This window comes from Streptomyces sp. NPDC056128, assembly GCF_042263835.1.
In the GTDB taxonomy this organism is placed as follows: domain Bacteria; phylum Actinomycetota; class Actinomycetes; order Streptomycetales; family Streptomycetaceae; genus Streptomyces.
On record NZ_JBHJVQ010000003.1, the window covers coordinates 408,766 to 422,351 of the forward strand.

At 71.7% G+C, this 13,586-nt stretch carries 11 protein-coding genes and 1 riboswitch; of the genes, 5 read left to right on the plus strand and 6 right to left on the minus strand.

Features of this window, described 5'->3' with window-relative positions; genetic code table 11:
- Nucleotides 1-88: 88 nt before the first annotated feature.
- Complete coding sequence (locus ACFC1X_RS10015; protein WP_376350615.1) at nt 89-907, plus strand: helix-turn-helix domain-containing protein; 819 nt, start codon at nt 89-91, stop codon at nt 905-907.
- Nucleotides 904-1,152 (plus strand): DUF397 domain-containing protein, encoded by a 249-nt coding sequence (locus tag ACFC1X_RS10020; RefSeq protein WP_376350617.1) that lies wholly within the window; start codon nt 904-906, stop codon nt 1,150-1,152. Before ACFC1X_RS10015 ends, ACFC1X_RS10020 begins: the two co-directional genes overlap by 4 nt.
- 15 nt (nt 1,153-1,167) lie before the next feature.
- Here ACFC1X_RS10020 and ACFC1X_RS10025 read toward each other — a convergent pair whose 3' ends face one another.
- Nucleotides 1,168-2,193, minus strand: a complete 1,026-nt coding sequence (locus ACFC1X_RS10025; protein WP_376350619.1) for an NlpC/P60 family protein — start codon at nt 2,191-2,193, stop codon at nt 1,168-1,170.
- A gap of 217 nt (nt 2,194-2,410) precedes the next feature.
- On the opposite strand from ACFC1X_RS10025, the gene ACFC1X_RS10030 reads away from it, so the two are divergent.
- The gene (locus ACFC1X_RS10030; protein WP_125492766.1) at nt 2,411-2,764 is read left to right on the plus strand and encodes a hypothetical protein; all 354 of its coding nucleotides are present in this window, start codon (nt 2,411-2,413) and stop codon (nt 2,762-2,764) included.
- Here the strand turns inward: ACFC1X_RS10030 and ACFC1X_RS10035 are convergent.
- Together ACFC1X_RS10035 and ACFC1X_RS10040 are read right to left on the minus strand one after the other, a co-directional pair.
- Nucleotides 2,742-3,767, minus strand: coding sequence for a tellurite resistance/C4-dicarboxylate transporter family protein (locus ACFC1X_RS10035; protein WP_376350623.1), 1,026 nt, complete (start codon nt 3,765-3,767; stop codon nt 2,742-2,744). The genes ACFC1X_RS10030 and ACFC1X_RS10035 overlap by 23 nt on opposite strands.
- A gap of 27 nt (nt 3,768-3,794) precedes the next feature.
- A complete protein-coding gene (locus ACFC1X_RS10040; protein ID WP_376350626.1) occupies nt 3,795-4,991 on the minus strand; it encodes an NlpC/P60 family protein in 1,197 nt (398 codons plus the stop codon).
- Between the two features lie 6 nt (nt 4,992-4,997).
- Nucleotides 4,998-5,175, minus strand: a riboswitch (cyclic di-AMP (ydaO/yuaA leader).
- Between the two features lie 241 nt (nt 5,176-5,416).
- Between ACFC1X_RS10040 and pcrA the strand changes: the two genes are divergently transcribed.
- Nucleotides 5,417-7,903, plus strand: coding sequence for a DNA helicase PcrA (gene pcrA, locus ACFC1X_RS10045; protein WP_376350629.1), 2,487 nt, complete (start codon nt 5,417-5,419; stop codon nt 7,901-7,903).
- 116 nt (nt 7,904-8,019) lie between these two features.
- On the opposite strand, the gene ACFC1X_RS10050 is transcribed toward pcrA, so the two are convergent.
- Together ACFC1X_RS10050 and ACFC1X_RS10055 are read right to left on the minus strand one after the other, a co-directional pair.
- Nucleotides 8,020-9,708 carry a M23 family metallopeptidase gene (locus ACFC1X_RS10050; RefSeq protein WP_376350631.1) on the minus strand — a complete coding sequence of 563 codons (1,689 nt, stop codon included), beginning with the start codon at nt 9,706-9,708 and terminating at the stop codon, nt 8,020-8,022.
- Between the two features lie 196 nt (nt 9,709-9,904).
- Nucleotides 9,905-10,870 (minus strand): esterase/lipase family protein, encoded by a 966-nt coding sequence (locus tag ACFC1X_RS10055; RefSeq protein ID WP_376350634.1) that lies wholly within the window; start codon nt 10,868-10,870, stop codon nt 9,905-9,907.
- 532 nt (nt 10,871-11,402) lie between these two features.
- On the opposite strand from ACFC1X_RS10055, the gene ACFC1X_RS10060 reads away from it, so the two are divergent.
- The gene (locus tag ACFC1X_RS10060; protein ID WP_125492772.1) at nt 11,403-11,819 is read left to right on the plus strand and encodes a cobalamin B12-binding domain-containing protein; all 417 of its coding nucleotides are present in this window, start codon (nt 11,403-11,405) and stop codon (nt 11,817-11,819) included.
- A gap of 55 nt (nt 11,820-11,874) precedes the next feature.
- Here the strand turns inward: ACFC1X_RS10060 and ACFC1X_RS10065 are convergent, their stop codons facing one another.
- Nucleotides 11,875-13,503 (minus strand): DUF5691 domain-containing protein, encoded by a 1,629-nt coding sequence (locus ACFC1X_RS10065; RefSeq protein WP_376350638.1) that lies wholly within the window; start codon nt 13,501-13,503, stop codon nt 11,875-11,877.
- Nucleotides 13,504-13,586: the final 83 nt, after the last annotated feature.

Below are 13,586 nucleotides of genomic sequence, written 5' to 3' on the forward strand. Positions count from 1 at the left end.
TCACCGTCCCGGCCGGCGCGTAGCCTCACGAGTAACGGAGCGGGTACAGCGCGTGGTTGTACCCTGCGTGGTCCCGGCGGAGGTGCGCGTGTCGACCGAGGTGAACTCCCAGCCACCGATCGCGTGGCGGTACTGCGGCAGCCAGATCAAGATGTGGCGTACGGACGCGGGCGTCGGCCGGGACGCGCTGGCCAAGGAGGCCGGGTACGACTACGAGTACGTCAAGTCGATGGAGAACGGCCGCCGTCGGCCCACCCTGCGGCTGTTGCAGATCGCGGACCAGGTGTGCGGGGCGGGCGGCAAGCTGGTCGCTGCGCAGGAGTATCTGAAGCCGGAGCCGTTCCCGGCACGGTCGCAGGAGTTCATGGCCATCGAGGCCGAGGCCATCGGCTTCGCCTGCTATGAGCCGCTGCTTATTCCGGGCTTGTTGCAGACGGAGGCTTACGCGCATGCGCTGATCGGTGACAGTTCGCCCCCGCTGGACGACGAAACGGTTGGCGAGCGTGTGGCAGCCAGGCTCCGCAGGGCCGAAGCGCTCCGCCGCAAGGTTGGGGTGATGTACGGGTTCGTGATCTACGAAGCCGCATTGCGCACCAATGTTGGCGGGAGCGGCGTAATGCGTGAACAGTTGCGGCATATTTTGGACGTGGGTGCGCTCCGCAACGTGTCGGTGCAGATTCTGCCGTTCGGCCGGTGCAGCGGCGTCGCCCTGAACGGCAGCATCGTTCTGTTGGAGACACCCGAGCATGAGCACTACGGGTACATCGAGGCACCCGAGGTCAGCGTCCTGCAGAGTAGTCCCGCCAAGGTGAGTGCTCTTACGCAGGCGCATGCGATGATCCGCATGCACTGTCTCAGCGTGGAAGAGTCGGCCACGTTCATCAGAAAGGTGGCAGAGGAGCGATGACTGAACGCTTGACCTGGTTCAAGGCGAGCTACAGCGACAGCCAGGGCGGCAACTGCCTCGAAGTCGCCCTCGACTGGCGCAAGTCCAGCCACAGTGACTTCGAGGAAGCATCCTGCGTCGAAGTCGCCCCCTGCCCCCACACCATCCACGTCCGGGACTCGAAGCTCGGCCCCCAGAGCCCCCGTTTCGCGGTCGCCGGAGCCGCCTGGGCGGCGTTCGTCGCACACGCCCGTACCGGAGCCTGAGTAACGAACGGCCCGTCACACCACCCGCGCTGCCCCCGCGAACGGCATCTGGTCGACCGGGGCCACCCGGACCGGGGCCGACGGGTTCGGGGCGTGGATCATCTGGCCCTTGCCGACGTAGATGCCGACGTGGCTGATGCCGGAGTAGAAGAAGACGAGGTCACCGGGGAGCAGTTCGGACCGGGCGACGCGGCGGCCCGTGTCGATCTGGGCGTAGGTGGTGCGGGGGAGGGAGACGCCCGCGGCGCGGTACGCGGCCTGGGTGAGGCCGGAGCAGTCGAAGGCGTCCGGGCCGGTCGCGCCCCACACGTAGGGGCTGCCGAGCTTCTGGTAGGCGTACGCGACGGCCGCCGCGGCACGGGAGTTGGGGGCCTGGGCCGGGGCGGAGCGGGAGGCGCGGTCGGCCGGGCCCTCGCCGAGACCGGCACGTTCCTCCGCGGTCAGCCGGGACAGCAGGCGGCGGGCCGTCTCCAGCTTGCCGGTGATGGTCCCGCGGTGACGTTTCAGCTCGGCCCGGCGTGACGTCAGCGAGGTCACCTCGACGCGGGCGGCGCCGCGAAGTTGCTCGATCTCCCGAAGTTCCTTGCGTACGCGGCCCACGGCGGCGTTCTGCCGGCTGCCCGCGCGTTCGACGAAGGCGGCGCCGTCGAGATACCGGTCGGGGTCGGCGGAGAGCACGAGCTGCACGGCCGGGTCGAGGCCGCCGCTGCGGTACTGCGCCGCGGCGACCGACCCCAGGGCCTCCCGGGCCGAGTTCAACCGGTCCTTCTTGCGGGCGGCCTGGTCCCGCAGCTTCTCCAGGCGCTGTTCGGCGGCGTCCGCCTTCTCCTTGGCGCCGTTGTACTTCTCGGTCGCGACCTCCGCCTGCTGGTACAGCGTGTCGACCTTGGCCCTGACCTGGGCCGCCGTCGGCTGCGGGTCGGCGTGACCGGTCCCGCCCAGGCCCGTCGCGGTGGCCGCGCCCGCGAGGGTGATGGTGGCCGCCGTACGGGCCCTGCCGCCGCCCGTCACGCGCTGTCGCGGCCTGCGGTGCGTTCCCACCTGGGATCCACGTCCTTCCGTACGAATCGGTACGTCTGGGTACGTCCTGGCGGAGGACGCTAGGCGCCTCGGTCATGGCCCCGTGACGGGATGCGCGGAAGTGGCGGTACCGGATCGGCCCGCGTACGCATCTGACGAGACCTGAGCTGTTGTGGGACGCATTTATGCGCCGGGCCGGTGTCCGACCGTGTCCGGCCGCTCATTAGGCTCCGGCCTCATGGACGTACTCATCCACCTCTTCGTCGGTCTGCACATCATCGGCATCGCCGCGCTCCTCGGCGGCTTCCTGACCCAGATGAAGGCGATGGGCCGCGGCACGGCCCGCTTCATCCCCGCGATGCTGCACGGCGCGCTGACGATGCTGGTCACCGGCGTCGCCCTGGTCGGCCTCAACCAGGCCGACGACCAGTCCGTGGACAACCTCAAGATCGGGGTGAAGCTCGCCCTGCTGATCGTGATCCTCGGCCTGGTCTACGTGAAGCGCGACGACGAGAAGGTCGACAAGCCGCTGTTCGGCCTCGTGGGCCTGCTGACCGTCGCGAACATCTTCATCGCGGTGCTGTGGACGTGACCGCGGAGGCGTCCGCGCCCGGGGACCGCAGCCCGGCCCGGGCCTGGGCGACCGCCCCCGCCGCGACCGCCAGCCACCCGGCCACCGCGATCCACGTCAGGACCTGGCCGGGCGTGTCCAGCCACGTGACGTCGATCGCGGCGGCCACGGACAGCGTCGCCGCCGCCGTCATGCCGAGCGGGAACGCCGTCGACCAGCGCCGTACGTCGTAGCGGACCCGCGGCCAGACGATCTCGGCGACCAGCAGGACGACGTACCAGGCGAGGTCGAGGGTGAGCAGGAAGACGGTCACGTCGTGCAGCACGGCGCTGTCGTCGGAGTTCCACAGGTACATGCCGGTCCCGGCCGCCGCGAGCAGCTTGGCGCCGGCGAGGGCCGAGATGGCGAGCGCCCCGCCCGCCACCCAGTGGTCACCGGAGCCCAGGGCGACCTGCCGCAGGTCGAAGCGGAACAGCGCGATCAGGTAGAGCACGATCCCCAGCCAGAACGGCACCAGCGCCGCGTGCGCCAGCCAGGGCGTCGAGGTGACCGCGGACAGCGTGGCGCCGAGCACCGCCAGCCCCTCCGTGGCCACGCACCCCAGGAACACCGCCCCCGGCATCCTGCGCCCCCAGTGCTGCACGACCAGGAGGAGCAGCACCGGCCACAGCAGCGCCGCCAGCGCCAGCAGCGCGGCGGCCAGGGTCGTCCAGCCGTGCAGCGAGAACCGGGTGCCGAGCACCGTGGTCGCGGCGACCGCCGTGAGCGCGCCCGGTGTCCCCGCCCGCGTCAGCCACTGCGGGCGTTCGACCAGCAGCAGGTAGACGAAGTTCGCCGCCAGGGTCAGCCAGGCGGCGCAGGCCAGGAACAGGGCGACGCGGGACAGGACCTCGTGTCCCGCCAGGTGCAGGGCGACCGACAGGATGCCGGTCGCCATGACCGCGGCCCCGGCCGCCGGTGGACGCTGCGCCCACCAGGCGCGCAGGGGGGAGGGGAGGAAGCCTGACGACGTGCCTGACGACATGCCCCCGATGCTAGAGAGCCGCGCCGGTCAGGCCGGGCGCACCACGCTGTGGATCGACGACTCGCCGTCGTAGAAGATCGACTCCTCGCGGACGTACGCGCCCGGCTTCGGGGCGTGGATCATCATGCCGTTGCCGATGTAGAGGCCGACGTGGCTGAGGTCGTCGTAGAAGAAGACCAGGTCACCGGGTTGGGCCTGGGAGACGGGGACGGTCGTGCCGGCGTTGACCTGGTCGTAGGTGACGCGCGGCAGCGTCACCCCCGCGGCCTTCCAGGCGGCCTGGGTGAGGCCGGAGCAGTCGTAGGAGCCGGGGCCGGTGGCGCCCCAGACGTACGGCTTGCCGATCTGGGCGCGGGCGAAGCCGATCGCCTTCTCGGCCCTGGTGCCGTACGACGAGTCCGGCGTCGAGGAGCCCGACGAACCGCTGCCGCCGGACTCCGAGGAACCGGAGGAGGAGCCACCGCCGCTCTCCTGCCGAGCGGCCTCCTCCCGCCGCTCGCGCTCCTCGGCCTGCTGCCGGGCCTGCTGCTCGGCCAGCTCCGCGGCCTTGCGGGCGGCCTCCTCCTGCTTCTTCTTCTCGATCGCCGCGAGCCGGGCCTTCTCCTCGGCGGTCAGCTTCGAGAGCAGCTCACGCGCGGTGGCGAGCTTCTTCTGGACGGTCGACTTCGCCGTCTTCAGGTCCTTCTGCGAGCCGGTGAGCGTCTCCAGGCTCTCGGTGGCCTCGCGGCGCTTCTTCATCGTCTCGGACTGCTGCGTGACGTAGTCGTCGACCGCGGTCTTCTGACGGCCGGTGAGCCGGCCCATCAGCTGGTTCTGGTCGAAGTACTCCTGCGGCGAGTCCGCGAGCAGGAAGGTCGCCGTCTCCGGGACCGCCGTGCCCGTGCGGTACTGCGCGGAGGCGAAGGAACCCAGCTCCTCGCGCGCGTCGTTGAGCTTCTGGGTGCGCTGGGCGACGTCGTCGAGGAGGGTGTCGACCTTCTTGCGCTGCTTGGCGGTCTTCTCCTTGGCCGCGTTGTACTTCTCGGTGGCCGACCCCGCCTGGCGGTAGAGGTCGTCGACCTTCTTCTCGACCTCTTCGAGGCTCGGCCTGTCGTCGTCCGACGGCGTGGCGTTCGCTGTCTGGGACAGCAGGGCGACGGAGGTGAGGGCGGCCGTGGCGAGGGCCGGGGTCCGTATGCCCGCGACGCGTGAACCGGTGGGGCGCGACTTGCGGTGCGACGCCAAGGAGGCGACTCCTTCCAGTGCTCCGCCTACCGGGTTAGCTGTCGGGTTCGGGCGGCACGGAAGGGTTGCCCTACGGCGGGACCGTCCTCGTGGAGGGCGGTACGGCCGATTCACCCCAAGTTCTCGGTTGGGTCCCCGGCTCCGGGCGCCGTGGCGGGCACGCCGGACTCGGCGGAGGCCGCGCGGCCCGGCGAGGTTCGCCGGAGGGATTCGTTCGGCCTGCCCGCACCGTAGCCAACTCGTGTGGCCGCTGTGAAGGTTGGTGGGTGATATGCCCGATACATTTTCGTGACCTTGGCGGCGGGCGTCGGCGGGCGTCACTCTTCGTGTCGCACCACGTCGCAGGGCGTGCCGGTGGACGGTGTCCCGGCCATTTTCCGGGGTGGCGCCGGGTTGTCGGTGGGGCGCCCTAGACTCGGAGAGCGATGAGCAGCCTCTTTGACGACAGCTTCCTGGCGAGCCTCCAGACCCCCCGGGGTCGCGAGGAGGAACCCCCGCCGCCGCCCGAGGACGATCACGGACCGGAGCCGGTCCCGCACGATCTGTTCGGCGGGAAGTTCGACGCGCCTCCGGAGCGCGACCGGTACTACCGGGACGGCGCCCCGCGCCCCGTCCTGGACCCTGCCGCCCTCCTGGACGGGCTGAACGAGAACCAGCGCGCCGCCGTGGTGCACTCCGGCTCCCCCCTGCTCATCGTGGCCGGCGCCGGCTCCGGCAAGACCCGCGTCCTCACCCACCGGATCGCCCACCTGCTGGCCGAGCGGGGCGTCCACCCGGGCCAGATCCTCGCGATCACCTTCACCAACAAGGCCGCCGGTGAGATGAAGGAGCGCGTCGAGCAGCTCGTCGGCCCGCGCGCCAACGCGATGTGGGTGATGACCTTCCACAGCGCCTGCGTCCGCATCCTGCGCCGCGAGTCGAAGCGGCTCGGCTTCACGTCGTCCTTCTCGATCTACGACGCCGCCGACTCCAAGCGGCTCATGGCGCTGGTCTGCCGCGACCTCGACCTGGACCCCAAGCGCTTCCCGCCGAAGTCCTTCAGCGCCAAGATCAGCAACCTGAAGAACGAGCTGATCGACGAGGAGGACTTCGCCGCCCAGGCCGCCGACGGTTTCGAGAAGACCCTCGCCCAGGCGTACGCGCTCTACCAGTCGCGGCTGCGCGAGGCCAACGCCCTCGACTTCGACGACCTGATCATGACGACGGTCAACCTGCTCCGTGCCTTCCCGGACGTCGCCGAGCACTACCGCCGCCGCTTCCGGCACGTCATGGTCGACGAGTACCAGGACACCAACCACGCCCAGTACGCCCTGGTGCGCGAGCTGGTCGGCACCTCCGAGCACCCGGTCGACGTGCCGCCCGAGGCCGAGGTCCCGCCCGCCGAGCTGTGCGTGGTGGGCGACGCCGACCAGTCGATCTACGCCTTCCGCGGCGCCACCATCCGCAACATCCTCCAGTTCGAGGAGGACTACCCGAACGCGACGACGATCCTCCTGGAGCAGAACTACCGCTCCACCCAGACCATCCTCACCGCCGCCAACGCGGTCATCGAGCGCAACGAGTCCCGCCGGCCCAAGAACCTGTGGACCAACCAGGGCGCCGGCGCGCAGATCACCGGGTACGTCGCCGACACCGAGCACGACGAGGCCCAGTTCGTCGCCGACGAGATAGACCGCCTCACGGACGCGGGCGAGGCCAAGGCCGGCGACGTCGCCGTCTTCTACCGCACCAACGCGCAGTCCCGTGTCTTCGAAGAGGTGTTCATCCGCACCGGCCTGCCCTACAAGGTCGTCGGCGGCGTCCGCTTCTACGAGCGCAAGGAGGTCCGGGACGTCCTGGCCTACCTGCGGGTGCTGGCCAACCCCGAGGACTCGGTGCCGCTGCGCCGGATCCTCAACGTCCCCAAGCGCGGCATCGGCGACCGGGCCGAGGCGATGATCGACGCCCTGTCGCAGCGCGAGAAGATCAGCTTCCCGCAGGCGCTCAAGCGCGTCGACGAGGCGTACGGCATGGCGGCGCGCTCCGCCAACGCCGTCAAGCGGTTCAACACGCTCATGGAGGACCTGCGCACCATCGTCGAGTCCGGTGCCGGACCGGCGACCGTGCTGGAGGCGATCCTCGAACGCACCGGCTACCTCGCCGAGTTGCAGGCCTCCACCGACCCCCAGGACGAGACCCGCATCGAGAACCTCCAGGAACTCGCGGCCGTCGCCCTGGAGTTCGAGCAGGAGCGCGCCGAGGGCGACGAGGCCGGGACCCTCGCCGACTTCCTGGAGAAGGTCGCCCTGGTCGCGGACTCCGACCAGATCCCGGACGAGGAGGACGGCGACGGCGTCGTCACCCTGATGACCCTGCACACCGCCAAGGGCCTGGAGTTCCCGGTCGTCTTCCTCACCGGCATGGAGGACGGCGTCTTCCCGCACATGCGCGCCCTCGGCCAGGCCAAGGAGCTGGAGGAGGAGCGGCGGCTGGCGTACGTCGGCATCACGCGCGCCCGCGAGCGGCTCTACCTGACCCGGTCCACCCTGCGCAGTGCCTGGGGTCAGCCCTCCTACAACCCGCCCTCGCGCTTCCTGGAGGAGATCCCGGCCCCGCACCTGGAGTGGAAGCGCACCGGGGCGAACGGACCGGCTCCCTCCGCGCCGGTCTCGGGAGTGGCGGCCTCGCTGTCGTCGTCCCGTTCCCGCTCCTCGGCGTCGGGCGCGTCCGGCTTCGCCACCCGCCGGTCCGCCGGCGCGGAGCAGCCGACGGTGTCCCTGGCGGTCGGCGACCGCGTCACGCACGACCAGTTCGGGCTCGGGACGGTCGTCGGGGTCAAGGGCACCGGGTCCAACGCCGAGGCGACCATCGACTTCGGCGACACCAAGCCGAAGCGGCTGCTGCTGCGGTACGCGCCGGTGGAGAAGCTCTGACGGTGCCGGACCGGCCGCGCGGGCCCGGGCTGCCGCTCGGGTCCGCGGCCGGGAGGCGCACGCCCTGGGGGCGGGTCGACGTGTGGCAGCCCAGCAAGAGCTGAGACGCTACGGCGTCACTGCGGGTTGAGGTCGTGGCTGCGCAGCCACGAGAGCGGGTCGATCGCCGAGCCGCCCGCGGGGCGCACCTCGAAGTGCAGGTGCGGGCCGGTCGAGTTGCCCGAGTTGCCGGAGAAGGCGATCGCGTCGCCGGCCTTCACGGTCGTACCGGAGGGGACCTGGTAGCTGGAGAGGTGGCAGTACCACGTCTCCGTGCCGTCCTTCGCCGTCACGATCATCATGTTGCCGTACGCGCTGTTGTACTGCGTACGGACGGTGCCGTCGGTCGCGGCCATCACCGTCGTCCCGTACGACACGGGGAAGTCGATGCCGCTGTGCACGGACATCCAGTTGATGCCGGCCTGTCCGTAGTACGCGCTGAGGCCTTGCTGCGCGACCGGGAGGGCGAACTTGGGGCGCAGCCGCTCCTTGCGGGCCGCCTCCTCCGCCGCGCGCTTCTTCTCGGCGGCCTGCTGGGCCTTGAGGTCGATGCGCTCCTGCGTCCGGCTGGCCCGGTCGGCGAAGTCGTCGGCTCCGGCGGCGAGGCTGGTGAGCTGGGTGTCCAGCTTGTTGTTGGCCGTGGACGGCTTCACCGGCGCGGCCTGCTGCCCGCCCGGGTCCGCGGCCGCCGCCGTGGTCTCGGTGCCCTCGTCGCCGGTGAGGCTGCCGACGGAGGCGGCCGCGATACCGGCGACGCTCATCACGCAGGCCGACGGCACGGCGATGGTCAGCAGCGCGGAGCGCTTGGCGGGCTGGCGGCGGCGGGAACGCGCCCCGGCCCGGGAGGCGCCGCGCGCGGCCGGGATGCGGGTGGCCGGGGTGATCTCCTCCTGGTCGTCCAGGAGAGCGGTCACGGTGGGGAGTTCGCCGGTGGCGGTCGACTCGCCTTCGTGCGGGGCCGGTTCGTCCCCGGCGGACAGGATGTCCGGGGTGGCGTCCTGCGCTGCCGCGGGCTCCGCCGGGTGCGCGGTGGTGCCGTCGGGGTTCCACTGGGTGGCGTCGTAGGCGCCGGTGTCGAACGTGCCGGTGGCGAAGGCGTTGGCCTCGAAGGTGGCCGTCTCGAAAGCGCCCGTCTCGAAGGTCGCCGTCTCGAAGGCGGCCGTCTCGTCGAAGGCGACCGTCTGGAAAGCGCCGGTGTCCAGGGTGCCGGTGGCGAAGGCGCCGGTCTCGAAGGTGCCGGTCTCGAAGGTCTGCGTGCCCCAGTCCCACTGCTGGGTCCCGTCGGCCGGGCCGCCGGACTGGTCCGGCTGGGTCCAGGCGCTTGTGTCCCACTGTCCGGTGGCCTCGGCGCCCGTGGCCTGCGGCTGCACACCGGCGGGTTCCTGGTAACCGGCCGTCCACGCGGTCGCGTCGTAGGTCCCGGAGTCGTAGCCGGTGTGCTGCTGGGCGGCGTACGCGTCGTAGTGCTGCTGCTGCCCGCCGCCGTCGGACCACTGGGTGGTGTCGTAGGCGCCCGTGGTGCCGTACGAGCCCGTCGTGTCGTAGGTGCCGGTGGCGTGGCCCGGCAGGCTGCCGAAGAGGGGGTCCGCGTCGAAGGCCGCGGGGGCGGGGCCGGCGGTCGGAAAACCAGTGGTGTCGTAGCCGCCGTACGTGGTGAGGTCGCCGTACTGGGCCTCCCCTGTGCCGTACGACGCGTAATGCGCCGACGCGGCGTCGGAAGCCGAAGCCGGGGTGGTCATGGTCCCCGACGGGTGACGGTCGTTCACCAACTTCTCTTTCGCCTCGACAACAGGGGCTGCCAGAGCAGTGCGGCGACTGTACCCGGCGGTATACGGGCACGACAATCTTCGTCAGGTTTCGCTGGCGCAGGAAACGGGCAATCGGCCGTGTTTTGGGGGAGGGCGGGCACGAGTTTGGCTTTTTGTTCGAGTGGCGTTCGATGCTGAACGGGTTGTTTCGGAGTCAGGCGACCGTCAGACCACCGGCTCGCCCACCCGATCCCGCTCGCCCATCCGTTTCCGCGCCGCTCTCCGCCTCGATGGTGTCCAGTGCCTGCCGGATCCCCGTGGCCACGGCGGGGTGCACCGGCAGCGCGAGGTGGCCGATGCCGCTCACCCGTACGTTCTGCACGGTCAGGTCGGGATGGTCGAGACAGGCCGTCTCCAGCGGGTCCATCACCCGGTCCAGGTCGCTCCAGAAGCTGACGAACTGCGTACGGCAGCCCGGCGTGGGGCGGGACAGCTCCTCGATCACCGCCGACCCGGGGCGCATCTGGCGCACGATCGGGTGCGCGTTGGCCAGCGGGACCACGCGGGTGCCGGAGTGCGGGGTGCCAAGCGTCACCAGCGTCCGGACCCGCAGGTCACCGCCGAGCCGCTGCACGTAGTACCGCGCGATCAGCCCGCCGAGGCTGTGCCCGACGACGTCGACGCGCTCGCTGCCGGTGCGCTCGCAGATCTCCTCGATGTGCCGGCCGAGCAACTCGGCCGCCGTGCGGATGTCGCAGGTCAGGGGGGAGTAGTTCAGCGAGTCGACCTGGTGCCTGCCGTGCTGGGCCAGGCTGCGGCGCAGCAGCAGGAAGACCGAGCGGTTGTCGATGAAGCCGTGCAGCAGGACGACCGGCGTGCTCGCGGGGGCCGGGAGCCGGGGGGCCGGCGGGGAGGGCTCCGGGTCCTTCGAGCCGACGGACGGGAGGGGCAGGGAGGGGCGGCGCTCCTGGATGATCCCCGAGGGATAGAGGAGCAGATGCCCGGCGAGGATCGCGACCTCCAGGGCGCTCGCCTTCAGGAGGGTCAGGGAGAGCCCGGTCAGTCGTCCGGGGAGGCTCGCCAGTTCCGGGAGCCCCGGGATTCCGGGCAGGCCGGGCAAGTCCGGGAGGAGACGCTGAAAAAGCGGAAGAAGGGGCAGTGCTGCCGTGGTGACCTTCATGGGGCCGACCTCCGTCCGGCACGCGCAGGGACGCCTCTGTCCCCCGTGTGCCCTCGTTGGAGTGCCGTGACACCAGTGATTGGCGATGTTCGCGAGGTTTACCCGGATGGGTGTGTCGGCGTGCGGTATCCGAGCCAGGGGTGTCCCGTGGGTCTGGTCTGACCTGTGGGTTTCGTCTGGCCCGTGGTGTCGGTGATACGGCGACGAGGCCCGCTGCTTCCCCGTCCCGCCCTCGCTGCGGCTCTCCGTGCGCGTGATGCCGCCGCGCCCTGGTGCGGTGCGCGGCGAACGTGTCCCACCGTGTGATTTCCCCCTCTGTATCCACCGCGAAACTGCCGGTTGCGGGATGCTGGCGATAACGTTCGTTCACTTCCCGGACGCCGTGGTGCGGGACATTCGCGCCGCGAAGGTGCGCGCTTTGCGGGCTTCGTGCACGATGTGCGGTTTTGAGGCCGTGCTCCTGTGTACGGCGTCGGCGAAGTGTGCGGTACTTGTCGGTACGGATGGATGTAGTCGCTTCATGGAGGCAGTGATGGGTGTGGCAGCCGGTCCGATCCGCGTGGTGGTGGCCAAGCCGGGGCTCGACGGCCACGATCGCGGGGCCAAGGTGATCGCACGGGCCCTGCGTGACGCCGGTATGGAGGTCATCTACACCGGGCTTCACCAGACACCCGAGCAGATCGTGGACACCGCGATCCAGGAGGACGCCGACGCGATCGGGCTGTCCATCCTCTCCGGCGCGCACAACACGCTCTTCGCCGCCGTGATCGCGCTGCTGCGGGAGCGGGACGCGGCGGACATCCTCGTCTTCGGCGGCGGGATCATCCCCGAGGCGGACATCGCTCCGCTGAAGGAGAAGGGTGTCGCCGAGATCTTCACGCCGGGTGCCACGACGGCGTCGATCGTGAACTGGGTCCGCGCGAACGTGCGGGAACACGCGGAGGCGTAGCCGCCCCCTCGCGGAACGTCGTGGGCGCGGGCGGCTCCCACGCCTGCGCTGCGTCCTACCCCGCTGCCAGCTCCTCCGCCATCGCCGCCCGCAACCGCAGTGTCGTGACGAGCCGTTGGAATGCCTCCGCCCAGTAGCCCCCGGCGCCCGGCGACGCGTCCTCCGACTCGTCCGGTATCGCCAGCAGGCCGTTGAGACGGCCCGCCTCCGCGGGGTCGAGGCAGCGTTCGGCCAGCCCCATCACGCCGCTGAAGCTCCACGGGTAACTCCCGGCGTCCCGGGCGATGTCGAGCGCGTCCACCACCGCACGTCCGAGCGACGGGGCCCACGGCACCCCGCACATGCCGAGCAGCTGGAACGCCTCGGACAGCCCGTGCGTGGCGATGAAACCGGCCACCCAATCGGCCCGTTCACCCGCCTTCAGCGTGCCGAGCAGCTTGGCCCGCTCGGCCAGGGACACCGCGCCGGGACCACCGGCCTCGGGCGCCGTGGGCGCTCCCAGCAACGCCCGCGCCCACGCCCCGTCGCGCTGTCGTACCGCCGCCCGGCACCATGCCGCGTGCAGCTCGCCCCGCCAGCCGTCCGCCACCGGCAGGGCGACTATCTCCTCGGGGCGGCGTCCGCCGAGCCGAGCCGGCCAGGTCGCCAGCGGGGCCGCCTCGACCAACTGGCCGAGCCACCAGGACCGTTCTCCCCGTCCGCCGGGCGGCTTGGCCACCACGCCGTCCCGCTCCATGCCCGCGTCGCACTCGTGCGGGGCCTCGACGGCGACCGCCGGATGGTCCGGGGCGCGGTCGAGGGACACGCAGGTCACGGCCCGGGCCGCCATCCGCGCGGCCAGCGCCGAGTCCGGCAGCGCCGACAGCAACTCCGCCGCCGTCGCCCGTACATTGCGGCTGCGGTCGGCCAGCGCCTGCTCCAGGAAGGGCTCGTCCGCCGGTACGAGTCCGGTCCGCAGCGAGTCGAGGAACATCAGCCGGTCCTCGGCCCGCTCCGTCGCCCAGGTCGAGGCCAGCAGCCCGCGCGCGCCCGCCGGGTCGCGGGCGCGCAGGGACGCCAGCAGGGCGACCCGTTCGGCGAACAGGCCCTCGTCCCAGAGCCGCCGCACCCGGTCCGCGGCGTCGGGACCGGGCAGCGCGGTCCCGCCGCCCGGCGTGGCACGTAGGGCGAACCGCCAGTCCGGATTCAGCCGGGCCAGCCACAGGGCACGGGGCCCCGCGAACCGCAGCGCCGCCGGCCGCAGGTCCGTGCGCCCGCGGGCCGCGTCCAGCAGCGCCGGAAGCGCCTCGGGCGGCGCCGCGAAACCGCGCGCGTTGGCCGTCGCCAGCCACTGGGGCAGCAGCTCCATCAGATCGGGCGCGGCCCCCCGGCGCCCGCCGGCCGCGGCGCCGGGACGGTCGGCGAGCAGCGTCGTGAGGCGCCGGGCGGCCGCGGCGGGCAGGGGAGGGCGCGGATCCTCGGGAGCCGGGTCGGGGCGCCGCGCCGCACGGGCCGGCCGCAGCCCGGCACGGCGACGGACGGTCTCCGCCGCCGCCGCGTCGAGCAGCGCGGCCGGCGCACCCGGTCCGGGCTCGCTTCCCGGCGGCGTACGCCGGTCCGTGCCGAGCAGGGCGGCGGTGACGAGCTCCTCCCAGGAGGCCGTCGTCGGCGATGGTGTGCTCGGGGGAGTGGGTGTGCTGGTCATGCGGATCCCCTCTGGTTCCCTCTGGTTCCCTCTTGTGTCCATGGCCTGGGGCGGGTCGGTGCGGGCGTGGGCGTGGGGCGTGT